Source organism: Streptomyces sp. NPDC001732, assembly GCF_053596315.1.
Genome location: NZ_JBSFFY010000011.1, coordinates 1 through 26,178, shown reverse-complemented (window position 1 = coordinate 26,178; position 26,178 = coordinate 1). Strand labels below are relative to the sequence as shown.

Here is a 26,178-nt window from a genome sequence, read left to right as displayed (position 1 = left end):
ACCGGAACGCTACGTGGGCCCTTCGGGACCGGTCTTGTACGTTCTTGCACGTTCGCGCTGGTACGCGCCGGGTGGTACTCCCACGATCCGGGTGAAGTGACGGTTGAGATGCGGCTGGTCGGTGAACCCGACCCGGACGGCCGCCTCCGCGGGCGCCGTGCCCGTGTCGAGCATCCGGCGCGCGGCCCGCACCCGGGCATCGGTGAGCCAGGCGTGCGGCGGCATCCCGTACTCCTTCTTGAAGGCCCTCAGCAGCGCGAAGGGGCCGGTCCCCAGCTCCGCGGCCAACGCGTCGAGGGTGGGCGGCTCCGCCATCCGGCCCTCCAGCACCGCGCGGGCCCGCGCGGCGTCGCGCGCGCCCGCCGAGCGGGGCGTGCGGAGGGGCAGCACGCTGCCGTGCCGGCCGAGCAGCCGCGTGACCATGACCCGCAGCACCGTGTCGGCGGCCAGCGCGTTGCCCTCCTCGGCGGCCCGGTGGACCGCGCCGATCAGCCGGGCCGTGTACGGGTCCACGACGCTGGTCTCGGTGAAGCCGACCGTGCCGCGCAGAGTCGTCGTGTCGGCGGCGATGTCGTTGACCACCCGCGCCGACGGGTAGAGCGTGGCGTACACCCAGCCCTCGGGAACGCCCGCGCGGGCGGTGTGCGGGACCTCCGGGTTGATCATGACCACGGTGCCGGGGCCCGCGTGGACGGTGCCGTCCGGCAGCCCGACGTCCTCCACCCCGCGGGTGATGGTGCCGAAGACGTAGCCCTCGTGGCTGTGGCGCGGGAAGGTGTGGCGCACGTACCGGGCACGCAGCAGGTCGAGGTCGGGCAGTTCCGCGTACTGCCAGTGCCTCGCCCACTCCCCCGATCCGGGCTCCGGTGCGGTCCCCATGGGGGGAATTCTCGCAGGTCCCCGCCGTGGGGCCCGGGTCGGCGGGCAGGGCGCCCCGGCCGCTGTCAGTGCCGGGGTGCACGATGGGGGACATGGCCGGCTCCGTGCTCGACTCGTTCTCCCCCGCGACCCGCGGCTGGTTCGCGGGTGCCTTCAGCGCGCCCACCGCGGCGCAGGAGGGTGCCTGGCGCGCGATCGGCGAGGGTTCGGACGTGCTGGTCGTCGCCCCGACCGGCTCCGGCAAGACGCTCGCCGCTTTCCTCGCCGCGCTGGACGGGCTGGCGTCCGTCCCTCCGCCCGCCGAGGCGAAGCGGCGCTGCCGGGTGCTGTACGTGTCGCCGCTCAAGGCCCTCGCGGTCGACGTCGAGCGCAATCTCCGCTCGCCGCTGACCGGGATCCGTCAGGAGTCGGTGCGTCTTGGGCTGCCCGAGCCCGAGCTGCGGGTGGGCATCCGCTCCGGCGACACCCCGGCCGCCGAGCGTCGTTCGCTGGCGAGCCGGCCGCCGGACATCCTGATCACCACGCCCGAATCGCTGTTCCTGATGCTGACCTCGTCCGCCCGGGAGGCACTGTCCGGCGTCGAGACGGTGATCCTCGACGAGGTGCACGCCGTGGCGGGTACGAAGCGGGGCGCCCATCTCGCGGTGTCGCTGGAGCGGCTCGACGAGCTGCTGCCGCGGCCCGCACGGCGGATCGGACTGTCGGCGACGGTCCGCCCCGTCGACGAGGTGGCACGCTATCTCTCGCCCCGGCGCAAGGTGGAGATCGTCCAGCCGCCGTCCACCAAGCGGTTCGACCTGTCGGTGGTCGTGCCGGTCGAGGATCTCGGGGAGCTCGGCAGCTCCCCCGCCACCGACACCGAACGGCCCGACCGGGCGGACAAGCCGTCGATCTGGCCCCATGTCGAGGAACGGATCGTCGATCTCGTCCAGCAGCACCGCTCCACCATCGTCTTCGCCAATTCCCGCCGCCTCGCGGAGCGGCTGTGCAACCGGCTCAACGAGATCGCGTACGAGCGGCTCACCGGTGAGACGATCGCCGAGTCCCACTCCCCCGCCGAGATCATGGCCGAGTCCGGTGCGGCGAAGGGCGCCCCCGCGCTGCTCGCCCGCGCCCACCACGGTTCGGTGTCCAAGGAGCAGCGGGCCCAGGTCGAGGAGGACCTCAAGGCGGGCCGGCTGCCGGCCGTGGTCGCCACCTCCAGCCTTGAGCTTGGCATCGACATGGGGGCGGTCGACCTCGTGATCCAGGTGGAGTCGCCGCCTTCGGTCGCCTCCGGTCTGCAACGGGTCGGCCGGGCCGGGCACCAGGTGGGGGCGGTCTCCACCGGTGTGGTCTTCCCCAAGTACCGGGGCGATCTGGTGCAGGCGGCCGTGGTCACCGAGCGGATGCGCGAGGGTGCCATCGAGGCGCTCCGGATCCCGGCCAATCCGCTGGACGTGCTGGCCCAGCAGCTGGTCGCCATGGTCTCCCTGGACAGCTGGCAGGTGGACGACCTGCTGGCCGTGCTCCGCCGCGCCGCCCCCTTCGCCGCCCTGCCCGAGTCGGCGTTCACCGCCGTGCTGGACATGCTCGCCGGCCGCTATCCGTCCGACGCCTTCGCCGAGCTGCGACCGCGCGTGGTCTGGGACCGGGTGGCGGGGACGGTCACGGGCCGCCCCGGCGCCCAGCGGCTCGCCGTCACCTCCGGCGGGACCATCCCCGACCGCGGTCTCTTCGGGGTCTTCCTCGCGGGCGCCGATCCCAAGAAGGGCGGCGGCCGGGTCGGTGAGCTCGACGAGGAGATGGTGTACGAGTCGCGGGTCGGCGACGTCTTCACGCTGGGCACCACGTCCTGGCGGATCGAGGACATCACCCGCGACCGGGTCCTGGTGTCGCCCGCGCCGGGAGTTCCCGGTCGGCTGCCGTTCTGGAAGGGCGACCAGCTGGGCCGACCGCTGGAGCTGGGGCGCGCGCTGGGAGCGTTCCTCCGCGAGATCGGCGGGCTTTCGCAGGAGGACGCCCGCGAGCGGCTGCTGGCCGCCGGCCTCGACGTCTGGGCCGCCGACAACACCCTGTCGTACATCGACGAGCAGCGCCGCGCCTGTGGTCATGTGCCGGACGACCGGACCATCCTCGTGGAGCGGTTCCGCGACGAGCTGGGCGACTGGCGGGTGGTCGTGCACTCCCCGTTCGGCGCGCAGGTGCACGCCCCGTGGGCGCTGGCGCTGAGTGCCCGTCTCGCCGAGCGGTACGGCATGGACGCCCAGGTGATGCATGCCGACGACGGCATCGTGCTGCGACTGCCCGACGCCGACCTGATGGGCCTGGACCTCCTGGACTTCGACCCCGCCCAGGACGCGGCACCGCCTCCCGGACCCTCGTACGACAGCGAGCAACCGCCCGTCGGTGCGGCGGACGTGACGTTCGACCAGGGCGAGATCGGACAGATCGTCACCGATCAGGTCGGCGGTTCGGCGTTGTTCGCTTCCCGGTTCCGCGAGTGCGCGGCCCGCGCCCTGCTGCTGCCGCGCCGCAGCCCCGGCAAGCGCACCCCGCTCTGGCAGCAGCGGCAGCGCGCCGCGCAACTCCTCCAGGTCGCCTCCGAGTTCGGCTCCTTCCCGATCGTCCTGGAAGCGGTCCGCGAATGTCTCCAGGACGTCTTCGACGTTCCCGGGCTCACGGAACTGATGGGTGACCTCGAAGCGCGCCGCGTCCGGCTGGTCGAGGTGACCACCCCGGAGCCCTCGCCCTTCGCCCGCTCCCTCCTGTTCGGCTACGTCGCCCAGTTCCTGTACGAGGGCGACTCGCCCCTGGCCGAACGGCGGGCCGCCGCCCTCTCCCTCGACTCCCACCTGCTGGCGGAGCTCCTCGGCCGGGCGGAGCTGCGCGAATTGCTCGACGCGGACGTCCTGACCGAACTGGAGCAGGAGCTCCAGTGGCTGACGGAGGACCGCAGGGTCAAGGACGCCGAGGGCGTCGCCGATCTGCTCCGGGTCCTCGGCCCGCTCACCGACGCGGAGCTGGCCGAGCGCGGCGCCCGCCCGGCCTGGGCCCCGGAGCTGGCCGCCGCCCGCCGGGCCGTCCGGGTCCGGATCGCCGGGGCGGACCACTGGGCCGCGATCGAGGACGCGGGGCGTCTGCGGGACGCGCTGGGCACCGCCCTCCCGGTCGGCGTCCCCGAGGCGTTCACCGAACCGGTGAAGGACCCCCTCGGCGACCTCCTGGCCCGGTACGCCCGTACGCACGGCCCGTTCACCTCCGCCGGGGCCGCCGCCCGGTTCGGTCTGGGCACGGCCGTCACGGACGGGGCACTGCAGCGGCTCTCGGCGTCCGGCAGGCTCGTCCAGGGCGAGTTCCACCCGGCCGGCATCGGCCAGGAGTGGTGCGACGCCACCGTGCTGCGCCGACTGCGCCGCCGCTCGCTCGCCGCGCTCCGGCACGAGCTGGAGCCGGTCCCGCCCGCCGCCCTCGCCGGTTTCCTCCCGCAGTGGCAGCACCTGGGCAGCAGCAGCCTGCGCGGAATCGACGGACTGGCCCGCGCCGTCGAGCAGTTGCAGGGGGCTCCCGTCCCGGCGTCGGCGCTGGAGAAGCTGATTCTGCCGGGCCGGGTGACGGACTACACCCCCGCGCTGCTCGACGAGCTGACCACCACCGGCGAGGTCGTCTGGGCCGGTGCGGGCGCCCTGCCCGGCAAGGACGGCTGGCTGTCCCTTTACCCCGCCGACAGCGCGCCGCTGCTGCTCCCGCCCCCGCACCCGCTCGAACTCGGCGCGTTGCACGTATCCGTCCTGACCGTCCTGGCCGGCGGATACGGGCTGTTCTTCCGGCAGATCGCCGACCAGGTCCGCGCCACCACACATCCGGACTGCACCGATCCGCAACTGGCCGACGCCATCTGGGACCTGGCCTGGTCGGGCCGGCTCACCAACGACACGCTGGCGCCGCTGCGTTCGCTCCTGGGTTCCGGCCGCACCGCCGGATCGACCGCCCACCGCGCCAGAAGGAACGTCCCGCGCGGACGCTACGGATCACTCACCACCGCCCGGCCCGCCTCCCGGACGGGCCCGCCGACCGTCTCGGGCCGCTGGTCCCTGCTGCCCGCCGCCGAGCCCGATCCCACCCATCGCGCGCACGCCCTGGCCCGCACGCTCCTGGACCGTCATGGGGTGGTCACCCGCGGCGCGGTCCAGGCCGAGGGGGTGGAGGGCGGTTTCTCCGCGACGTACCGCGTCCTCTCCGCCTTCGAGGACAACGGGCAGGCCCGGCGTGGCTATGTCGTGGAGGGTCTGGGGGCGGCCCAGTTCGCGATGGACGGCGCGGTCGACCGACTGCGCGCCACGTCCACCGCCCTCGACCGCGCGGAGCCCGGTGCCGCCTCCCGTGCCCTGGTCCTCGCCGCGGCGGATCCGGCCAATGCCTACGGCGCGGCACTGCCCTGGCCCGAGGCGCCGGACGGTGCCGGGCACAAACCGGGCCGCAAGGCTGGCGCCCTGGTGGTCCTGGTCGGCGGCGAGCTGACACTGTACATGGAGCGCGGCGGCAAGACGCTGCTGGCCTGGCCCACCGATCCTGACGACCCCGCCCTCCTCGCGGCGGCCGGGGCGCTGGCGGCAGCCGCCCGTGCGGGGGCTCTCGGTACGGTCACGGTGGAGCGCACCAACGGCGCCTCGGCCCTGACCTCCCCGCTCGGCCGCACGCTGGAGGCGGCCGGTTTCCTCGCGACCCCGAGAGGACTCCGCCTGCGCGCCTGAAGCATCACGGCCAAAGCCCCGCCCCGCCCGACCTCCGGCTCCCGACGCCCCGCGCCGGTCCGGGCCCGGCCGAGGCCGTACCCGTATCCGCTCCGCACCCGGCACACCACGCCCCTGCACGCCCGGCCGAAGCCCTCACTCGTCCCCGTGCCTCGGCCGAGGGCCGCGCCCGGCATCCAGATCCCCGGCGTGCAGCCCCTCGTCCGCTGTCTCCCCGGCAGTCGCGGAGGCGGCCCCGCATCATGGAGGCATGCCCGAAGGAGACACCGTCCTGCAGACCGCCGAGCGCCTGCGCACCGCGCTCGCCGGCCGGACCCTCACCCGTTCCGATCTGCGTGTGCCCCGGTTCGCCACGGCCGACCTCACCGGCCGGACGGTGCTGGACGTCTCGTCGCGCGGCAAACACCTCCTCACCCGTGTCGAGGGCGGCCTCACCCTGCACAGCCATCTCCGGATGGACGGTGCCTGGCGCGTCTACGCCACGGACGAGCGTTGGCGCGGCGGCCCCGCCCACCAGATCCGCGCGGTCCTCGCCAACGCGCGGTACACCGCCGTCGGTTACCGGTTGCCCGTGCTCGAACTCCTCCGCACCCGGGACGAGGAGAAGGCCGTCGGTCATCTCGGCCCCGATCTGCTGGGAGCCGACTGGGACCCCGAGAAGGCTCTGCACAATCTGCTCGCCGATCCCGGCCGTCCCCTCGGCACGGCCCTGCTGGACCAGCGCAATCTGGCCGGAATCGGCAACATCTACAAGGCCGAACTCTGTTTCCTCGCCCGCGCCACCCCCTGGCTCCCGGTCGGAGATCTGCCCGCCCCCATCGCCTCCCGCCTGGTCACGACGGCCAAGCAACTCCTCGAAGCCAATCGCGACCGCCCCGTGCGCACCACCACGAACGTGCGGGCCGCACCGCGCGGGCAGGGCCCGAGGGAACGGCTCTGGGTCTACGGCAGGGCCGACCGCCCCTGTCTGCGCTGCGGCACCCCCATCCGCCTCGCGGACCAGGACGCCCGCCCCACCTACTGGTGTCCACGCTGCCAGTCGGGACCCACAAGGTAGTTGACGACCTGTCAGATCTGGTCGTACCGTCCGGTCATGCCCCGTATCGCGTACGACCTCACGGGCCGCGCCGCGTTCGTCACCGGCGCGGCGAGCGGCATCGGCCGCGCCTGCGCCCTCCTGCTCGCGGCCTCGGGCGCCACCGTGCACTGCGCCGACCGCGACGAGGAGGGTCTGACGGAGACCCGGGAGCTGATCACCGCGGCGGGCGGCACGTCCCACGTCCATGTCCTCGACGTCACCGACCGCGGCCGGGTCGGCGCCGCGGTGGCCGCCACGGGTGGCCTCGACATCCTGGTCGCCGCCGCCGGGGTCATGCACACCAGCAGCGTCCTCGACACCACGGACGAGGACCTCGATCGCGTGCTCGCAGTCAATTTCAAGGGCGTCCTGTACGCCTGCCGGGAAGCGGCCCGCAACATGATCGCGCGCGGCACACCGGGCTCTCTGGTCGCCTTGGCCTCGGGTGCGGTCGACGCCGCCGCTCCGGGGCTGCTCTGCTACAGCGCGGCCAAGGCGGCGGTCGTCCAGCTGACCAGGACCCTCGCGACCGAGCTGGGGCCGCACAACATCCGGGTCAACGCGGTCGCCCCGGGCTGGATCCGTACCCCCATGACGGCCCGCCACGACGCGGAGCAGCAGCACCGGACGGAGACGGCGATGGCACGGCTCTCGCCCCTCGGAAGGGTCGGCGAGCCCGAGGACGTCGCCCACACCGTGCTTCATCTCGCTTCCGACGCCTCGACCTTCACGACCGGCCAGATCCTCCGCCCGAACGGCGGCGTGGCCATGCCCTGGTGATGTCACGGCGGCGTAGCCATGCCCCGATGATCCGACGGCCGCGTATCGCGCACCGCGTTGCCTCGGCGTGCCAGTGCCGCGCCCACCGCACCGCGGCGCCCGGCCACCGCCCCACGCCCACGCCCACATCCGCAGCACCTGTGGATGCGGGCCCGTCGGTCCTGCGTATCCCCGCTCTCCCGGCGGCCGCGGCCGCATGCACGGGCAGCAGACTCAGTCCCCATCCGCCCGCCGCCACCGCACCCTCGACGAGCCCCGCATGGGCCGGTTCCAGCACGAGCCGCAGCACGGCCCACCACCACACCCCGCCGAGAACGAGCGCCGGCACCCATCGCCGTACCATGGCTGCCTCCTCCGGCCGAACCTAGTGCGGCGCGTTCATCGGCGGCAGGGCGCATCGGGGTGCACCACCGGCGCCCCGTTCACAGCCACGGACCGTTGCGCGCTCCCGCCCCAGAGCCCCGGAAGCCGGAAGCCCCGGAGTCCAGAAGCTCGAGAACCCAGAAGCTCGAGAGCCCGGGGCGCGCCGTGCCAGTCGAGTCACGGCCCGGTCCCGACCGGGCACCTTCGGCACGGGGCCGGAACGAACACCTCCGCAGCACCCCCGGCGACCGGGCCCGTGCGGCCCGTCACCGTCCCGCTCTCCGCAGTCTCACCCGATGGCGCCCGGACCGCATCCAGAACGGAACGCCCCGGGTCGGGCCGGGTCCGACCCGGGGCACCGCTGAGCCCCCACCACACCGGGTGGGGGCTCGGCAAGCGTGGTCAGCGCTCGTCGTCACGAAGAGGGTTCTTGAGGCCCTTCGTACGCTTCTCCGCGTCGTCCATGGCGCCCTTGGCGCGGCCCTTGGCCTGGTCCATCTTGCCTTCGGCTTCCTTGCGCCGATCGCCGGTCATCTTGCCCATGGCTTCCTTGGCCTTGCCCTTGATCTTGTCCTTGGCGCCTTCGTCGACCATTGCGACTCCTTCGAGAGGTGGGGGCTGCGCTCCGCACCGTTCCTGACGGGGCGGAGCGGGGCGGGTGCAGGATCCTGCACCCGGACAGGGCGGAGCCGATGCAGATTCCTGCATGCGAGCGGACGGCGCGGGCCGTCCCGGCCTCGGCGGGCTTCCCCGTCCCGAACATTCACCCACGAGGGAACGAGTGTCACAAATCGGTCACCGCGGGATCGCCTCTGTCCACGCCCCGGAAAGAACCCCACCGCCCGCAGGCCCGGAACCCCGCCCCGGCCCCGGTGAGCGCCCGGAGAAGGCCGGGCAGACGCGCAGAAACACACGGAGAACACGCAGAAGCCCCGGCCGTCCCTCCAGGGGACGACCGGGGCTTCGACACCAGGCCCGACCGGGTGGATCAGGCGGCGACGACATCCACCGCTTCCGCGGGCGCCTTGATGGTCACCCGGCCCGTCGGCACACCTGCCACCGACGTCACGGAGACGGAATTGAGCATGGGCCGCACCGGTACGGGTACCGGATCACTGGCTGCTGCCGACTCGGCCAGTTCGGCCAGCGACAGTTCATCGCTCACTTCACGCATGAGCTCGGACATCCGTACATCAAGCGCGTCGCAAATGGCGGAGAGCAGTTCGGAGGATGCCTCCTTCTGCCCCCGCTCCACCTCGGAGAGATAGCCGAGCGAGACTCGGGCGGACGAGGAGACTTCGCGCAGAGTACGGCCTTGGCGCTGGCGCTGCCGACGCAGCACGTCACCAAGCAGGCGACGGAGCAGAATCATCGGTGGCTCCCTCCTCGGACCGCGTAGCCGCATCCTTCACGCCCCACCGTACCGCCTTGCGCCGCGGCCGTGCGGGGAGCGATGTCGTGTTCACTCAGGGCTGCAAACATCAATTCCCCCCGTTCTGTTCCGTATCCTGTGCCCTTGCATTCTTGCCGAGTTCGGCGGACAGCAATGCGAGCACGCTGCGCACGCTCTCTTTACGAATGTCCGCCCGCCCGCCGTTCAATCGCAGCGCGGCCATTTTCTCCGCGCCGTCCGGCCCGGCCACCGCAACATAGACCGTGCCGACGGGCTTGCCGTCCTGCGGTCCGGGGCCCGCGACCCCGGTGGTCGCCATCCCCCAGTCCGCCCCCAGAGCACGGCGCACACCGGCCGCCATCTGCCGTGCCACCTCCGGGTCGACCGCTCCGCGTTCCGCCAGCAGGGCGCCGTCGACGCCCAGCACGTCCCGCTTCAGGGGCGTCGCGTACGCCGTCACGGACCCGCGGAAGGACCGCGAGGCACCGGGTACGGACGTCAGCTCCGCCGCCACCAGACCGCCGGTCAGCGACTCGGCGACGGCAAGCGTCTCGCCCCGCCCCGCGAGCAGCTCCAGCACCCGGGCCGCGGCAGTCACCGCTCGGCCTCCGCCGAGTCACGGCTGCCCCGGGCCGTCGCGTCCGCCCCCGGTGTCCCGGTGGCCTGCGCGGCTGCCGCCCGCTCGGCCGCGAGCCCCCGACGACGCAGCACGACGGCCTGGCGCACGTAGTCGAGTCCGGTGACGACCGTCAGCACGACGGCCACCGCCATCACCCAGAAGCGCAGGGTGGCGAGCGGACCGGTCAGCGCCAGAACATACATCCCGACGGCCGTCCCCTGCGCCAGGGTTTTCATCTTCCCGCCCCGACTGGCCGGAATCACCGCATGCCGTATCACCCAGAAGCGCATCAGCGTGATGCCGAGCTCACGGAAGAGGATGACGCCCGTGACCCACCAGGGCAGGTCCCCGAGGTACGACAGACAGATCAGCGCCGCGCCCATGATCGCCTTGTCCGCGATCGGGTCGGCGATCTTCCCGAAGTCGGTGACCAGGTTGTACGTACGTGCCAGGTGGCCGTCGAACAGGTCGGTGATCATGGCGATGGCGAAGGCCGCCCAGGCGAAGGCCCGCCAGGCCGGGTCGTACCCGCCGTTGTGCAGCAGCAGCATGACGAAGCCGGGCACCAGCACCAGCCGCAGCATGGTGAGCAGATTGGCGATGTTCCACAGGCTGGCCTGATTCACGGCCGCCGCGCCCAGCTTGCCGCCGCGGACCGGCTTCGCGCCGGATCCACCTGTAGCGGATGCCGGGGCTCCCGTCATCTGGCCGCCTCCACGGGTTCCGAACACTCGGCCACCAGATCCACTCCTTCGGTGCCCACGACCTTTGCCTCGACCATAAGGCCGGGAACGAGGCCCTCGCGTGTGGTGAAAAGCACCTGGCCGTCCGTCTCGGGGGCCTGGTGGGCCGCGCGCCCCACCGCCCCGTCCTCGTCGTCCACGGACTCGACCAGCACGTGGAGCGACTCCCCGAGGCGTTCCTCGGCGCGCTGCGAGGTCAGTTCCTCGGCCAGCTGCGAGATGTGCGCGAGCCGCTCCGCGATGACGTCGGCGTCCAGCTTGTTGTCGTAGCCGACCGCCTCGGTGCCCTCCTCGTCGGAGTAGCCGAAGACGCCGATGGCGTCGAGCCTGGCCCCGGTGAGGAAGCGTTCCAGCTCGGCGAGGTCGGCCTCGGTCTCGCCGGGGAAGCCCACGATGAAGTTGGAGCGGGCACCGGCCTGCGGAGCCTTGCTCCGGATGGTGTCCAGGAGCTCCAGGAACCGGTCGGTGTCCCCGAAGCGCCGCATCGCCCGCAGCACGCCGGGCGCCGAGTGCTGGAACGACAGGTCGAAGTACGGCGCGACCTTGGGCGTCGAGGTCAGTACGTCGATGAGGCCGGGCCGCATCTCGGCCGGCTGCAGGTAGCTGACCCGGATCCGCTCGATCCCCTCGACGTCGGCGAGCTCGGGCAGGAGTGTCTCCAGCAACCGGATGTCGCCGAGGTCCTTGCCGTAGGAGGTGTTGTTCTCGGAGACCAGCATCACCTCCTTGACGCCCTGCTCGGCCAGCCAGCGGGTCTCCTGGAGCACGTCCGAGGGGCGCCGCGAGATGAAGGACCCGCGGAAGGACGGGATCGCGCAGAAGGAGCAGCGGCGGTCGCAGCCGGACGCGAGTTTCACGGAGGCGACGGGGCTGGTGCCCAGTCGGCGGCGCAGGGGCGCCCGGGGGCCGGATACCGGGGCCACGCCGTCGGGGAGGTCCTCGGGGGCCGGGGCGGTCTCCTGCGCGTGCCCCGGCAGGGCCACGGCGGCGTCCTGCCGCTCGGCCGGGCTGATCGGGAGCAGCTTGCGGCGGTCGCGCGGGGTGTGCGAGGCGTGGATGCCGCCGCTGAGGATGGTCTGGAGGCGGTCCGAGATGTCGGCGTAGTCGTCGAAGCCGAGCACTCCGTCCGCTTCGGGCAGGGCCTCGGCGAGGTCCTTGCCGTAGCGCTCGGCCATGCAGCCGACGGCGACCACGGCCTGGGTCCTGCCGTGGTCCTTCAGATCGTTCGCTTCGAGCAGGGCGTCGACGGAGTCCTTCTTGGCGGCTTCGACGAATCCACACGTGTTGACGACGGCGACGTCCGCGTCGGAGGCGTCCTGGACGAGCTCCCAGCCGTCCGCTGCCAAGCGGCCTGCAAGCTCCTCCGAGTCCACCTCGTTACGGGCGCAGCCAAGGGTGACAAGGGCGACGGTACGGCGTTCGGGCATGGACTCAAGACTACTTTGTCCCGGCGCTGCCCCTGCCGCGCAGGGTTGTGCCACCGCTTCGGGTGACGGAAAGCGGCGGGCGCCCGGCCGGATCGCCGGACGCCCGCCGGGTGCCGATGGCGCCTGAAGAGCGGTGCGTGTGCGCGTCAGCCGACCGCGGGGTCGCCCTTCGTGTACGAGAGCCGCTCGACCTGGCCGGGCTGGAACTTGTCCTCGATCTTCTTGCCGTTGACGAAGAGCTCGACCGAACCGGCGTTCCCGAGAACGAGGTCGACGCGCTCCTGGTCCTGGAAGGTCTTGGACTGGCCCTGGAGCAGGAGACCGTCGAAGAGGAGCCGGCCGTTGTGGTCCTTGGCCGAGATCCAGCTCTTGCCCTGGTTGGCGCTGAGCCGCACGGTCACCTTGTCCCTGGGGGCCGCGGCGATGGCGCTGTCGGACGGTTCCGGCTTGGGGTCGACGGGCTTGTCGGTCTTCGGTGCGGGGGTCTTCCTGTCGGGCGTCGGGCCCTCGGCGACCCGGGTGGCCCCCGGGTCGTCGTTGCCCTTGACGAAGGTGAAGCCGACGAAGCCGACGACGGCGACGATCGCCGCGACCATGGCCGCCGTCCAATTGGGCCGACGAGGTTCGGAACGGATGCGTTCGGCTTCGAACAGCGGTGCCGCGGGCGTGGGCGCGGGACGGCCGCCGTGCTCGGCGTCGTACTGCGAAACCAGCGGTTCCGGATCGAGCCGGACGGCACGGGCCAGCGTACGGATATGGCCGCGGGCGTACACGTCGCCGCCGCAGCGGGAGAAGTCGTCCGCTTCGATCGCGTGCACGATGGGGATGCGCACCCGGGTGGACGAGCTGATCTCTTCGACCGTGAGACCTGCGGCGATGCGAGCCTGCTGAAGCACTCGACCGATCGAAGGCCGGTCGTCTTCGGGGGAGTTGCCGATGGACACGGGGGCGCCTTTCGAGCGTGAGCCACCTGCTGGGTGTTCAGTCTAGGGGGGGTACGAAAGGGTGGGGCAACCGGGAGGAAGGACTTTGCCCTCCATCGGAATCGAACATCGCCCCGAATCTGCCGGACCACCCGGGGAAGGACAATTCTGCCGTCCTTCCCCTCAAGTTGACGTACGACCCGACGAAACGGTTGCCCGTACTTCCACTACGCGGCGGATTCCCCGCGGATCAGCGCCAACACCCCGTCCAGCTCGTCCGGTTTCACCATGACGTCGCGCGCCTTGGACCCCTCGCTCGGCCCGACGATGTTCCGCGACTCCATCAGGTCCATCAGCCGGCCGGCCTTGGCGAAGCCGACCCGCAGCTTGCGCTGGAGCATCGAGGTGGAGCCGAACTGGGTGGAGACGACCAGTTCGGCGGCCTGGCAGAGCAGGTCGAGGTCGTCGCCGATGTCCTCGTCGATCTCCTTCTTCTGCTTCGTGCCCACCACGACGTCGTCGCGGAAGACCGGGGCCATCTGGTCCTTGCAGTGCTGGACGACGGCCGCGACCTCGTCCTCGGTGACGAAGGCACCCTGCATGCGGGTGGGCTTGTTGGCCCCCATGGGCAGGAACAGGCCGTCGCCCTTGCCGATGAGCTTCTCCGCGCCGGGCTGGTCCAGGATGACCCGGCTGTCGGCCAGCGAGGAGGTGGCGAAGGCGAGCCGGGAGGGCACGTTCGCCTTGATCAGACCGGTGACGACGTCGACCGACGGCCGCTGGGTCGCCAGCACCAGGTGGATGCCGGCGGCGCGGGCCAGCTGGGTGATGCGGACGATGGCGTCCTCCACGTCGCGCGGGGCGACCATCATCAGGTCGGCGAGCTCGTCGACGATCACCAGCAGGTACGGGTAGGGCGAGAGTTCGCGCTCGCTGCCCTCCGGCGGCTTGACCTTGCCGTTGCGGACGGCCTGGTTGAAGTCGTCGATGTGCCGGTACCCGAACGCGGCGAGGTCGTCGTACCGCAGGTCCATCTCCCGCACGACCCACTGGAGTGCCTCGGCGGCGCGCTTCGGGTTGGTGATGATCGGCGTGATCAGGTGCGGGATGCCCTCGTACGCGGTCAGCTCGACGCGCTTGGGGTCGACCAGGACCATGCGGACGTCGTCCGGGGTCGCCCGCACCATGACCGAGGTGATCAGGCAGTTGATGCAGGACGACTTGCCGGAACCGGTCGCGCCGGCCACCAGCACGTGCGGCATCTTCGCCAGGTTCGCCATCACGTAGCCGCCCTCGACGTCCTTGCCGAGCGCGACCAGCATCGGGTGGTCGTCCTCGGCGGCGTCCGCGAGGCGCAGTACGTCGCCGAGGTTGACCATCTCCCGGTCGGTGTTGGGGATCTCGATGCCGACCGCGGACTTGCCGGGGATCGGGGAGATGATCCGGACGTCGGGGCTGGCGACGGCGTAGGCGAGGTTCTTGGCGAGCGCGGTGATCCGCTCGACCTTCACCGCGGGGCCGAGCTCCACCTCGTACCGCGTGACCGTCGGGCCGCGGGTGAAGCCGGTGACCGCGGCGTCGACCTTGAACTCGGTGAAGACGTTCGTCAGCGCGGCGACGATCGCGTCGTTGGCGGCGCTGCGGGTCTTGCCGGGGCCGCCGCGCTCCAGCAGGTCGAGCGAGGGCAGCGAGTAGGTGATGTCGCCGGAGAGCTGGAGCTGCTCGGCGCGGGCCGGCAGCGGCTGGGACTGCGAGTCGGGGACGGACTTCGTCAGGTCGGGCACGCCGCCCGGGGGCGTCGGCGACTTCTCCTGCTTCCCCCCTCCGAAGGAGGGTTCGCCCTCCCTGGCACCGGGCACCGGTGTGCCCTGGCGTTCGCGCTCGACGGAGACGCCCTGGGTGAGGTCGGCGACGAGCGGCGACGGCGGCATTCCGTTGAGCACGGCCCCGTCGAGCGCGGCGGCCGCGGCGGCGGCCACGTCCACCGCGTCCATGGTGCGGTTCGCCACGGGCTGTGCGGAGGGCTTGCGCGGCTTGCGGCGCCTGGAGAGCGCCTCGGCCTCGGCCTGGTCGGGGTCGTACTCGGCGGATGCCTCGGAGCCGCGTGCCGAAGAGCGGCGGGAGCGGGCGGGCAGCGCCTCGCGCCACTGCTCGTCGTAGCGCTCGTCGTCGTTGTCCTCGTACTCCCCGGGGCCGGGCTCGGGGTGGAGGAGGCCCAGCCTGGTGCCGAGCAGCCGCAGGCGCTGTGGGATGGCGTTCACCGGGGTGGCGGTGACGACCAGCAGCCCGAAGACCGTGAGCAGGAGCAGCAGGGGGACGGCGAGGACCTCGCCCATCGCGTAGATCAGTGGTTTGGAGGCCGCCCAGCCGATGAGCCCGCCGGCGTCCTGCAACGCGGTGGTGTTGTCCCCCCGGCCGGGCGCGCCGCACGCGATGTGCACCTGTCCGAGCACCCCGACGACCAGGGCGGACAGTCCGATGACGATGCGGCCGTTGGCCTCGGGCTTCTGCGGATAGAGGATCAGTCGTACGGCGATGACGCCGAGCAGTATCGGCACGAGCAGGTCGAGCCTGCCGAAGGCGCCGGTGACGAGCATCTCGACGAGGTCGCCGACGGGTCCGCGCAGGTTCGACCAGGTGCCCGCGGCGACGACGAGGGCGAGGCCGAGCAGCAGCAGCGCGATGCCGTCCTTGCGGTGCGCGGGATCGAGTCCCTTGGCGCCCCGTCCTATGCCGCGGAACATCGCTCCGACGGCGTGGGCCGTGCCGAGCCAGGCGGCGCGCGCCATGCGGTACACACCGGCGGTGGGCGAGGGCGCGGGTCTGGGCGCGGCGGCCTTCTTGGCCACCGCCTTCTTGGCGGGAGCCTTCTTCGCGGGCGCGGTCTTCTTCGCCGCGGTCTTCTTCGCGGGCGCGGCTTTCTTCGCCGGAGCTGCTTTCCTGGCCGGCCCCGGGGTGCGGCCGGCGCTCTTCGCGGTGCCCGCCGTGCCCTGGGAACCCTTGCCGGACGTACGTGAGGCCATGGTGCCGAGGTTACCTGTGTCGACAGCCGTGAACACGTGTGCCTGCCGCTTCACCCGACTGTGTCGCTGTACGGAGGACGCGAACTGACGCGGCCTCACCGTCGGAGGCTTGGCCTCCGCACTGTTTCCACGCCGATTCCGCGCGGTGGAGCGGCCGGGCGGCAAGGAGAGTTGGGCTGGAGACCCGGCAATCGCCCTTCTTTGGCCGGTAGTCGTGTCGCGCCCCCGGCGTGTCCCCGGGCCGTCGGCGATCGGGCCGTACGGCGTTGCGCGACGCGCCCGGCCCGGTCGCCGGCGATCCGGCCGCGCGGCCGTACGCGTACGGCGTCAGGAGGGAAGCGGGGTACCGCTTCCCGTGCCGGGCTCCAGGGCGTCGAGCGCCCGGCGCAGTCCGGTCAGCTTGCGTTCCAGATGGGCCGCGGTGGCCACCGCGGCGGCGTCCGCCGACTCGTCGTCCAGCTGCTTGGAGAGCGCCTCGGCCTGCTCCTCGACGGCCGCGAGCCGCGCCGAGAGCTCGGCCAGCAGCCCGGCGGGCTCCTTCTCGTGGTCGTCGGCGCCGGTGTCGCCCTCCAACTGGAGCCGCAGCAGCGCCGCCTGCTCACGCAGCTTGCAGTTCTTCGTGTACAGCTCGACGAAGACCGAGACCTTGGCCCGCAGCACCCACGGGTCGAACGGCTTCGAGATGTAGTCCACCGCGCCCGCCGCATAACCCCGGAAGGTGTGGTGCGGGCCGTGATTGATCGCGGTGAGAAAGATGATCGGGATGTCCCGGGTCCGCTCCCGCCGCTTGATGTGCGCGGCGGTTTCGAAACCGTCCATGCCCGGCATCTGGACGTCCAGCAGAATGACCGCGAAGTCGTCCGTGAGCAGCGCTTTGAGCGCTTCCTCCCCTGACGATGCCCGTACCAGTGTCTGATCGAGCGCAGAGAGGATGGCCTCCAGCGCCAGCAGATTCTCCGGCCGGTCATCGACCAGGAGGATCTTGGCCTTCTGCACCATGGCCCGTCCTCCTCGCCCCGGAATCGCACCGGGCGCCGCCCCAGGGGACGACTCCCTTGCGCCGTCCGTCCTTGTGCCGGTCATGGTAGCCGCACCCCGACCGCCGCCACACCCTGTCACCGCGATGTCACTGTGCACGCAGAAGAAACGCGGCGGGAGACCAGAAGGTTCCCCGTATGCCGCGCCCTCACACCCCTGCGAGCACAATCGATCAGCTACTCATCACATTTCTCTCCAACAACGATCACTCTCCGCGCATCCACTGCTCCATGACGGAAAGAAGATGATCGGGATCGACGGGCTTGGTGACATAGTCGGAAGCGCCGGATTCGATCGCCTTCTCCCGGTCCCCCTTCATCGCCTTCGCGGTCAGCGCGACGATCGGCAGCCCGGCGAACTGCGGCATCCGGCGGATCGCCGCCGTCGTGGCGTAGCCGTCCATTTCCGGCATCATGATGTCCATCAGTACGACCGTCACATCGTCGTGCTGCTCCAGGACTTCGATGCCCACCCGCCCGTTCTCCGCGTAGAGCACCGTAAGACCGTGCTGCTCCAGCACGCTGGTGAGCGCGAAGACGTTGCGGATGTCGTCGTCGACGATCAGCACCTTCTCGCCGCGGAACCGGAACGTCCTGCGGCCCTCCGGCTCCTCCTGCCCACCGAGCGCCCACGGCTCCGGCTCGGCCACCGGCGCGGCGGCCCGCGGCGGCAGGGCGGGGCGCCGCTCGACGGCACCCGTGCTCCTGCGGCGGTGCGGCGCCACCCCCGCCGGACCGGACGGCTCCGGCTCGGCGGCCGTCCGGTCCGGTCCGGGTCCGATCTCCGGGAACGGGCTCTCCGCGGCCTCGGCGCCGGGCTCCTCGACGCCCCCAGGACCGATCTGCGGGTACCCCTGCGGCGGCAGCTCGCCCGGGTGCAGCGGCAGGTAGAGCGTGAACGTCGAGCCGCGGCCCGGCTCGCTCGCCGCGTGGATCTCGCCGCCCAGCAGCCGGGCGATCTCCCGGCTGATGGACAGCCCGAGCCCCGTACCGCCGTACTTGCGGCTGGTCGTGCCGTCCGCCTGCTTGAACGCCTCGAAGATCACCAGCATCTTGCTGGACGCGATCCCGATGCCCGTGTCGGTGACCGAGAAGGCGATCAGCCCCGCGTCCGCCTCGGTCAGCGAGCCGGCTTCCAGGAGCTGCTCCCGGATCGCGTTCGGAACGTCCTTGTCGGCGCGCCGGATCACCAGCTCGACCGCCCCGCTGTCGGTGAACTTCACCGCATTGGACAGCAGGTTGCGCAGCACCTGCAGCAGCCGCTGCTCGTCCGTGTTCAGCGTCGCGGGGAGCTCCGGCGAGACCCGTACGGAGAAGTCGAGCCCCTTCTCCGCGGTGAGCGGCCGGAAGGTCGCCTCCACGTAGTCGACCAGCTGGACCAGCGCGATCCGGGTCGGGCTGACGTCCATCTTGCCCGCCTCGACCTTCGTCAGGTCGAGGATGTCGTTGATCAGCTGGAGCAGGTCGGAACCGGCCCCGTGGATCGTCTCGGCGAACTCCACCTGCTTCGGGGAGAGGTTCCCCTCGGCGTTGTCCGCGAGCAACTTGGCCAGGATGAGCAGCGAGTTGAGCGGAGTGCGCAGCTCGTGCGACATGTTCGCCAGGAACTCGGACTTGTAACGCATCGAGACTGCGAGCTGCTCGGCGCGCTCCTCCAGGACCTGCCGGGCCTCCTCGATCTCGGTGTTCTTGACCTCGATGTCGCGGTTCTGCCGGGCCAGCAGCTCGGCCTTCTCCTCCAGCTCGGCGTTGGACTCCTGGAGCGCCTTCTGCCGGTTCTCCAGCTCCTTCGACCGGTCCCGCAGCTGCTCGGCCAGCTTCTGCGATTGCTCGAGGAGCTTCTCGGTCTTCGTGTTGACGCTGATGGTGTTGACGCTCGTCGCGATCATCTCGGCGAGCTGGTTGAGGAAGTCCCGCTGGATGTGGGTGAACGGCTGGAACGAGGCCAGCTCGATCACGCCGAGGACCTTCCCCTCGAAGAGCACCGGAAGCACGATCACATGCGCGGGCGGCGCCTCGCCGAGGCCGGAGGAGATCTTCAGGTATCCCGGCGGGACGTTGTCCACCTGGATGGTCCGCTTCTCCTCCGCGGCCGTGCCGATGAGCGTCTCGCCGGGCCGGAAGGACGTCGGCATCGAGCCCGCCGAGTACCCGTAACTGCCCCTCATCCGCAGCTCGTACGCGTTGTCCTCGTCGCTGTCGACGCCCACCGTGTCGGTGTCGCCGGTGGGCATCGCCAGGAAGAACGCGCCGTGCTGCGCCGAGACGACCGGGGTCAGCTCGCTCATGATCAGCGAGGCCACGTCGTCGAGATCGCGGCGCCCCTGCATCAGGCCGGAGATCCGGGCGAGGTTGCCCTTGAGCCAGTCCTGCTCCTTGTTGGTCGCCGTGGTGTCGCGCAGGTTGGCGATCATCGTGTTGATGTTGTCCTGCAGGGCCTGGATCTCGCCCGCCGAGTCCACGTCGATCTTCAGGTTGAGATCGCCCCGGGTCACCGCCGTGGCGACGGCCGCGATGGCCCGCACCTGACGGGTGAGGTTGCCGGCCATCTCGTTCACCGACTCGGTCAGGTCGCGCCAGGTGCCGTCGACGTCCCGGACCCGGGCCTGACCGCCCAGCTGCCCCTCCGTGCCCACCTCGCGGGCCACCCGGGTCACCTGCTCGGCGAACGAGGACAGCTGGTCGACCATCGTGTTGATGGTGTTCTTCAGCTCCAGGATCTCGCCGCGCGCGTCGATGTCGATCTTCTTGGTGAGGTCGCCCTTGGCGATCGCCGTGGTGACCGCCGCGATCTGGCGCACCTGACCGGTCAGGTTGGACGCCATCGAGTTCACCGACTCGGTGAGGTCCTTCCACGTGCCGAAGACGCCCGACACCTGCGCCTGACCGCCCAGCTCGCCCTCGGTACCCACCTCGCGGGCGACTCGCGTCACCTCGTCGGCGAACGAGGACAGCGTCTTCACCATCGTGTTGACGGTCTCGGCCAGCTCGGCGACCTCGCCGCGTGCCTCGACGGTGACCTTCTTCGTCAGGTCGCCGTTGGCGACGGCGGACGAGACCCGGGAGATGTTGCGCACCTGGCTGGTCAGGTTGTTGGCCATCAGGTTGACGTTGTCGCTGAGGTCCTTCCAGATGCCGGTCGCGCCGCGCACCCGGGCCTGGCCGCCGAGGATTCCCTCGGTACCCACCTCACGGGCCACCCTGGTGACCTCGTCGGCGAAGTTGAGCAGCTGGTCCACCATCGTGTTGACGGTCGTGACCAGTTCGAGGATCTCGCCCTTGGCATCGACGGTGATCTTCTTGGAGAGGTCGCCGTTGGCGACCGCGGTGGTGACCTCGGCGATGTTGCGGACCTGAAGGGTCAGGTTGTTCGCCATGCCGTTGACGGACTGGGTGAGGTCCTTCCACGTGCCGGACACGCCCTGCACCTCGGCCTGACCGCCGAGCATGCCCTCGGTACCCACTTCGCGGGCCACCCTGGTGACCTGCTCGGCGAAGTTCGAGAGCTGGTCCACCATCGTGTTGAGGGTGTTCTTCAGCTCCAGGATCTCGCCCCGGGCGTCCACGTCGATCTTCTGCGACAGGTCGCCCCGCGCCACCGCCGTGGCGACCTGGGCGATGTTGCGGACCTGGGCGGTGAGGTTGCCCGCCATCCCGTTCACGGAGTCGGTCAGATCGCGCCACACACCGGCCACACCGGGCACCTGCGCCTGGCCGCCGAGACGGCCCTCCGTGCCCACGTCGCGGGCCACCCGGGTCACCTGCTCGGCGAAGGCGGACAGCTGGTCGACCATCGTGTTGATGGTGTTCTTCAGCTCCAGGATCTCACCGCGCGCGTCCACGTCGATCTTCTGCGACAGGTCGCCCCGCGCCACCGCCGTGGTCACCTGGGCGATCTGGCGCACCTGGGAGGTCAGGTTCCCCGCCATGAAGTTGACGGAGTCGGTGAGGTCCTTCCACGTGCCGGAGACGCCGTCCACCTCGGCCTGACCGCCGAGCCGGCCCTCCGTGCCCACGTCGCGCGCCATCCGCGTCACCTGGTCGGCGAACGAGGAGAGCTGCGCCACCATCGTGTTGACGGTGTTCTTCAGCTCCAGCATCTCGCCCGCGACATTGACGGTGACCTTCTGCGACAGGTCGCCGTTGGCGACCGCGGTCGTCACCTGCGCGATGTCGCGCACCTGCCCCGTGAGGTTCCGGAACGCCGCGTTCACCGAGTCGGTGAGGTCCTTCCACGTCCCCGCCGCGCCCGGCACCTCCGCCTGCCCGCCGAGCCGCCCCTCGAGGCCGACCTCACGGGCCACCCGGGTCACTTCCGAACCGAAGGCCTGGAGCTGGTCGACCATCGTGTTGACGGTGTTCTTCAACTGAAGCATCTCGCCGGCCACGTCCACGGTGACCTTCTGCGTCATGTCACCGCTGGCCACCGCCGTGGTCACCTGCGCGATGTCGCGCACCTGGGTCGTGAGGTTCCGGAAGACCGTGTTCACCGAGTCGGTGAGGTCCTTCCAGGTGCCCGCCGCGCCCGGCACCTTCGCCTGCCCGCCGAGCAGGCCCTCGCCGCCGACCTCGCTGGCCACCCGGGTCACCTCGTCGGCGAAGATCCGCAGCGTGTCGGTCATCTGGTTGATGGTCTCGGCCAGCTGCGCTACCTCGCCGCGGGCGCTCACCGTGACCTTCTGGGTCAGGTCGCCGTTGGCGACGGCCGTGGTCACCTCGGCGATCCCGCGCACCTGCGAGGTGAGGTTCCCGGCCATCGTGTTGACGGAGTCGGTGAGGTCCTTCCACACACCGGCCACGCCGGGCACGGTCGCCTGCCCGCCCAGCTCGCCCTCCGTGCCCACCTCACGGGCGACCCGCGTCACCTCGGAGGAGAACGAGGACAGCTGGTCGACCATCGTGTTGACGGTGTTCTTCAGCTGGAGCATCTCGCCGGCCACATGGACGGTGACCTTCCGCGACAGGTCGCCCTTGGCCACCGCCGTCGTCACGAGAGCGATGTCCCGCACCTGCGCGGTCAGCCGGTACGCCATGGTGTTCACGGAGTCCGTGAGGTCCTTCCACGACCCGGACATCCCGCGCACCTGGGCCTGCCCGCCCAGCTTGCCCTCGGTCCCGACCTCGACCGCGACCCGTGTCACCTGTTCGGTGAACGCCGACAGCTGGTCGACCAGGCTGTTGACCGTACGGGCGACCTTCAGGAACTCGCCCCGCAGCGGCCGCACCGTCTCGTCGGCCGTGTGCGACCGCAGCTCCATCCGCTGTTCGAGATCACCGTCGGCCACCGCCGACAGCACCCGCCCGACCTCCGAGACCGGACGGGACAGATCGTCGACCAGGGCGTTGGAGGCGTCGATCGCGGCGGCCCAGGAGCCCTCGCAGGCACCTGTCTCCAGCCGCTCGGTGAGCTTCCCCTCGCGTCCCACCACCCGCCGCACCCGGGCCAGCTCGTTGGTGAGGTGGAGGTTGCGGTCGGCGACCTCGTTGAAGACCGCCGCGATCTCCGCCAGGGTGTCGTCGCCCGAGACGGTCAGACGCCTGCGGAAATTTCCGTCGCGCATCGCCACCAGGCCCGCCAACAGCCTGTTGAGCGCCGCCGCGTCGACGTCGATGGTTCCATTGCGCTGCTTCTTCACGGACTGTCCGCCTTTTGTGCGCGTGTTCGTTCCCCGCGCCGCCACGCCAGACTCCACCGTGTCCCTCCCGCAGGGGTTGACCGTATAGCTCGGGTCTTGTCTGGGAGCTTGCCCAGTTCTTCTTCGGCTCATCGCCACAGCCCACCGTCGACGGGTGACCATGCGGACGTCAAATCGTTGAAACGTACCAGGCGCGAAACCGGCGAGGGGGCAACCTCCGGGGGTTCTCCCCCGTCCCCCTGCCCGGAAGTCCACACTTGTTCGGTCACCTGCTCGTTCCTGCCCGGTCCTGCCCGAAGTCGGCCCTCGTGTATCCGGCACGGAGACCGAGCGTCTAGCCTGGCAGGCGAATCGAAGCGGCGAGAAACGGGCACAGGACTCGGGGAAGCGACGAGACACCAATGGGGAGTGCTGTGATCACCGCGCGTGCGGCCGCCACCTTCGACCCGGTCGGACGCTCCGTCGCGACCGCCCGCGCCTTCGTCCGCGACACCCTCCAGGGGTGGGGCTACGCGGACGTCGTCGACGACGCGGTCGTCCTCACCAGTGAGCTGGTGACCAACGCCGTCGTCCACGCGGGCACCGCCGCGGACGTGCTGTGTCTGCGCACGGAGGACGGCGTCCGGATCGAGGTCTCCGACCACTATCCGGAACGCGAGATCCCGCTCCAGAGCACGGGCCCGGACTTCGTCGGCCCGGATCGGGAGAACGGCCGCGGTCTGCTGCTCTGCGCGGCGCTCGCCACCCGGTGGGGCGTGGAGTACTCGCCCGCCCGCAAGCACGTCTGGTTCCAGCTCGACCTTCCCGAACGCCCGGTGGGCATCCGCTCCGCCGGTCCCCTGCTCCCCGTGGGTCTGCTCCCGGTCGCCGACGAGCGCGTCCGGGTCGCCGTCGTCCAGATCGACCGCTCCGGCTCCATCGCGGCGTGGAACGAGGACGCCACGTTCCTCTTCGGCCATGCCGCGGACCAGGTCACCGGGAAGCAGCTCACCGACTTCGCCGCCTGGCCCCAGACGCCCGGCACCAACACGGGCATCGTCGACGCGCTCCAGCTCTCGCGCTGGGAGGGCAGCTACGGGGTCCGGGGCGCCGACGGCCGCGTCGTTCCCGTATACGCCTCGCACCTGCGGGTCCGCGACACCCACGGCGAACCCTCCACCGTCTGTCTCCTCGTCCGCGACTACGAGCGCGCCGTGCTCCAGTCCCCGGCCCGCACGCCGGTGTCCGACGTGAACACCGAGAGCGGCAAGACGGACCCGTTCGAGATCTTCATCGGCTCCCCCGCCCCGGACGACCTCGACGGCCTGCTCCAGCGCACGGTCGAGCGGGCGCGCGACATGCTGGACGCCGATTCGGCCTTCCTGCTGCTGGCCACGGACGACGAGACGGAACTGGAGGTACGGGCCACCACTGGTCTGCCCTCGGCCCGCCAGCGTTTCGCCCGGGTGCCGGTGGAGGCCGGGACCGGCCGGTACGGCTCCGCCCGGATGCCCGCCGTCCACGAGGACCTGGACAACGTCCCGGGCGCGGTCCCCCTGCTCGACGGCACCGGAATGCGTTCCGTGGTCACCGTGCCGCTGAAGGTCGAGGGGCGGCTCACGGGTTCCCTGGGGGTCGCCGCCGAAGCGGCCGGCCGCTACTCGAACGAGGAGGCGCTGCGCCTCCAGTTCGCCGCGGACCGCATCGCGCTGGCCGTCGAGTCGGCCCGCCTGGGCGAGCTGGAACGCCTCCGCCGCGGTTCCCTGTCCTTCCTCGTCGAGGCGTCCGACCTGCTCGCCGGCACCCTCGACCGGGACCAGACCCTGGCGCTGATGGCCCAGATGACGGTCCCCACGCTGGCCACCTGGTGCGCCGTCTACACGATCGCCGACCAGTCGTCGGAGCCCTACCTCTCCTATGTGCTGCACGAGGACGAGGAACGCATCGACGGCCTCAAGGCCCTGCTCTCCAGGATCGCTCCCCCGGACCCCGTGCCGACTCCCGGCGCCCGTGTCTGGACGGCCCCTTCCGAGGCCGCCCACGAGGCGGCCATGCGCAGTTCGATGCGCACGCTCGGGCTGGGTGAGACCGGCAGGTTCGGTGAACCGGGCAGTCTCGGGTCCGGCATCCGCATGACGTTCGCCACCGCGGGCGCGGTGGGCGGGGAGACGGTGGTCCTGCCCCTCGTCGCCCGCAACCGAGTCATCGGCATGCTCACGCTCGGGAAGCCCTCCGACGACCATTTCCGCCAGGAAATCCTGGAACTGGCCGAGGACCTGTCCCGCCGCGCCGCCCTCGCCCTCGACAACGCCCGCCTGTACTCGGAGCGCATGGCGATCAGCCAGTCCCTGCAGCGCAGCCTGCTGCCGCCGGGACTTCCCGAGGTCCCCAATGTCGAGATCGAGGTCATCTACCGCGCGGCGGGCGAGGGCAACGAGGTCGGCGGCGACTTCTACGACGTCTTCCCGATCCGGGACGGTGCCTACGGCTTCGCCATCGGCGACGTCTGCGGCACGGGCCCGGAGGCCGCGGCCGTGACGGGCCTGGCCCGCCATGCCCTGCGCCTCCTCGCCCGCGAAGGTTTCGGCGGCCCGGCCGTCCTGGAACGGCTGAACGCCGCCATCCTGGACGAGGGCTCCCGCAGCCGCTTCCTGACTCTTCTGTACGGGGAGTTGTGGCCCCAGGAGGACGGCAGCGCCCTTCTGAAGGTGGTCTGCGCGGGACACCCGCTGCCGCTGCGCCTGTGCCAGGACGGCTCGGTCGAGTCCGCCGCCGAACCTCAGCCCCTGCTCGGCGTCATCGAGGACCTCGAACTGTACGAGCAGACGGTCACCCTCGCCCCGGGCGATGTCCTGCTGTGTGTGACGGACGGCGTCACGGAGCGCCGTGAGGGCACCCGCATGCTGGGCGACGACGGCCTGGCGGACGTCCTGGCCACGTGTACCGGCCTGACGGCGGGTGCGGTGGCGGCACGCATCCTGCGGGCCGTCGAACGCTTCGCCGCCGAGCCGGCCTCGGACGACATGGCCATCCTCGCCATGCGCGTTCCCGAACCGCCCACCGCCTGACCTCATCGGAGGTCCCTCGTGGCCGGTCCCGCTGGGGCTTTTCCCAAGGGCCCGTTCAATAGGGCCCGTTCAATGCGAAAGGCCCCCGCCTGCTGGCGGGGGCCTTTCGTTTTCCAGAGCCCCAATGCGGAATCGAACCGCAGACCTTCTCCTTACCATGGAGACGCTCTACCGACTGAGCTATTGGGGCCTGCTGCGCTGTGCAACGAGGTAAAGCATACCCTGAACTCGGGGATGCTCAAAACCACTGATCGCAGTCGACTCTGACGAGCTCTCACCGGGCGTCGGCACACCCTCTCTTCTTCCCACCCCCACCCCTGCGTCTCCCGCGCACAACGCGAGCCACGGGCCGGACCACACAGCTGCCGCTCCCGAACCTCGGCCTGCTGTACGGGTGTTGGCGCGGTATGGGTGGTGAAAACAGAAGAGCCCCGTGCCGCAAGGGCACGGGGCTCTCCCAAAAGGAGTCCGGCGGCGTCCTACTCTCCCACAGGGTC

15 protein-coding genes and 1 tRNA gene are annotated in these 26,178 nt (G+C 71.1%); 4 read left to right on the top strand and 12 right to left on the bottom strand.

Features of this window, described 5'->3' with window-relative positions; genetic code table 11:
- Positions 1-9: 9 nt before the first annotated feature.
- Entirely contained in the window at positions 10-879 is an 870-nt protein-coding gene (locus ACWCXX_RS14200; RefSeq protein WP_451126860.1) for an AraC family transcriptional regulator, read from the bottom strand.
- A 92-nt stretch (positions 880-971) separates the two neighbouring features.
- Between ACWCXX_RS14200 and ACWCXX_RS14195 the strand changes: the two genes are divergently transcribed.
- The 3 genes from ACWCXX_RS14195 (at position 972) to ACWCXX_RS14185 (ending at position 7,470) form a co-directional block, all read left to right on the top strand.
- Positions 972-5,612 carry a DEAD/DEAH box helicase gene (locus ACWCXX_RS14195; protein WP_451126858.1) on the top strand — a complete coding sequence of 1,547 codons (4,641 nt, stop codon included), beginning with the start codon at positions 972-974 and terminating at the stop codon, positions 5,610-5,612.
- Positions 5,613-5,862: 250 nt separating this feature from the next.
- Positions 5,863-6,669 carry a DNA-formamidopyrimidine glycosylase family protein gene (locus tag ACWCXX_RS14190; protein ID WP_451126856.1) on the top strand — a complete coding sequence of 269 codons (807 nt, stop codon included), beginning with the start codon at positions 5,863-5,865 and terminating at the stop codon, positions 6,667-6,669.
- Positions 6,670-6,705: 36 nt separating this feature from the next.
- Complete coding sequence (locus ACWCXX_RS14185) at positions 6,706-7,470, top strand: SDR family NAD(P)-dependent oxidoreductase (RefSeq protein WP_451126855.1); 765 nt, start codon at positions 6,706-6,708, stop codon at positions 7,468-7,470.
- On the opposite strand, the gene ACWCXX_RS14180 is transcribed toward ACWCXX_RS14185, so the two are convergent.
- From ACWCXX_RS14180 to ACWCXX_RS14135, 10 genes are all read right to left on the bottom strand, one after another.
- Positions 7,418-7,813 carry a hypothetical protein gene (locus ACWCXX_RS14180; RefSeq protein ID WP_451126853.1) on the bottom strand — a complete coding sequence of 132 codons (396 nt, stop codon included), beginning with the start codon at positions 7,811-7,813 and terminating at the stop codon, positions 7,418-7,420. The genes ACWCXX_RS14185 and ACWCXX_RS14180 overlap by 53 nt on opposite strands.
- A 422-nt stretch (positions 7,814-8,235) precedes the next feature.
- Positions 8,236-8,427, bottom strand: a complete 192-nt coding sequence (locus ACWCXX_RS14175) for a CsbD family protein (protein WP_451126851.1) — start codon at positions 8,425-8,427, stop codon at positions 8,236-8,238.
- Between the two features lie 394 nt (positions 8,428-8,821).
- Entirely contained in the window at positions 8,822-9,205 is a 384-nt protein-coding gene (locus ACWCXX_RS14170; protein WP_018105285.1) for a helix-turn-helix domain-containing protein, read from the bottom strand.
- Positions 9,206-9,314: 109 nt separating this feature from the next.
- The gene (locus ACWCXX_RS14165; protein ID WP_451126849.1) at positions 9,315-9,824 is read right to left on the bottom strand and encodes a CinA family protein; all 510 of its coding nucleotides are present in this window, start codon (positions 9,822-9,824) and stop codon (positions 9,315-9,317) included.
- The gene (pgsA, locus tag ACWCXX_RS14160) at positions 9,821-10,549 is read right to left on the bottom strand and encodes a CDP-diacylglycerol--glycerol-3-phosphate 3-phosphatidyltransferase (protein ID WP_451126847.1); all 729 of its coding nucleotides are present in this window, start codon (positions 10,547-10,549) and stop codon (positions 9,821-9,823) included. Before pgsA ends, ACWCXX_RS14165 begins: the two co-directional genes overlap by 4 nt.
- Complete coding sequence (gene rimO, locus ACWCXX_RS14155) at positions 10,546-12,015, bottom strand: 30S ribosomal protein S12 methylthiotransferase RimO (RefSeq protein ID WP_451126845.1); 1,470 nt, start codon at positions 12,013-12,015, stop codon at positions 10,546-10,548. Before rimO ends, pgsA begins: the two co-directional genes overlap by 4 nt.
- Before the next feature lie 146 nt (positions 12,016-12,161).
- A complete protein-coding gene (locus ACWCXX_RS14150) occupies positions 12,162-12,959 on the bottom strand; it encodes a RodZ domain-containing protein (RefSeq protein ID WP_451126843.1) in 798 nt (265 codons plus the stop codon).
- Between the two features lie 206 nt (positions 12,960-13,165).
- Positions 13,166-15,961, bottom strand: coding sequence for a DNA translocase FtsK (locus ACWCXX_RS14145; RefSeq protein WP_451126841.1), 2,796 nt, complete (start codon positions 15,959-15,961; stop codon positions 13,166-13,168).
- Positions 15,962-16,288: 327 nt separating this feature from the next.
- Positions 16,289-16,960 carry a response regulator gene (locus tag ACWCXX_RS14140; protein WP_451126839.1) on the bottom strand — a complete coding sequence of 224 codons (672 nt, stop codon included), beginning with the start codon at positions 16,958-16,960 and terminating at the stop codon, positions 16,289-16,291.
- A gap of 244 nt (positions 16,961-17,204) precedes the next feature.
- Positions 17,205-22,634 (bottom strand): HAMP domain-containing protein, encoded by a 5,430-nt coding sequence (locus ACWCXX_RS14135; protein WP_451126837.1) that lies wholly within the window; start codon positions 22,632-22,634, stop codon positions 17,205-17,207.
- 413 nt (positions 22,635-23,047) lie between these two features.
- Here ACWCXX_RS14135 and ACWCXX_RS14130 point away from each other — a divergent pair, with 413 nt between their 5' ends.
- A complete protein-coding gene (locus ACWCXX_RS14130) occupies positions 23,048-25,681 on the top strand; it encodes a SpoIIE family protein phosphatase (RefSeq protein ID WP_451126835.1) in 2,634 nt (877 codons plus the stop codon).
- 117 nt (positions 25,682-25,798) lie between these two features.
- Here ACWCXX_RS14130 and ACWCXX_RS14125 read toward each other — a convergent pair.
- Positions 25,799-25,871: transfer RNA gene (locus tag ACWCXX_RS14125), tRNA-Thr, on the bottom strand.
- Positions 25,872-26,178 lie beyond the last annotated feature (307 nt).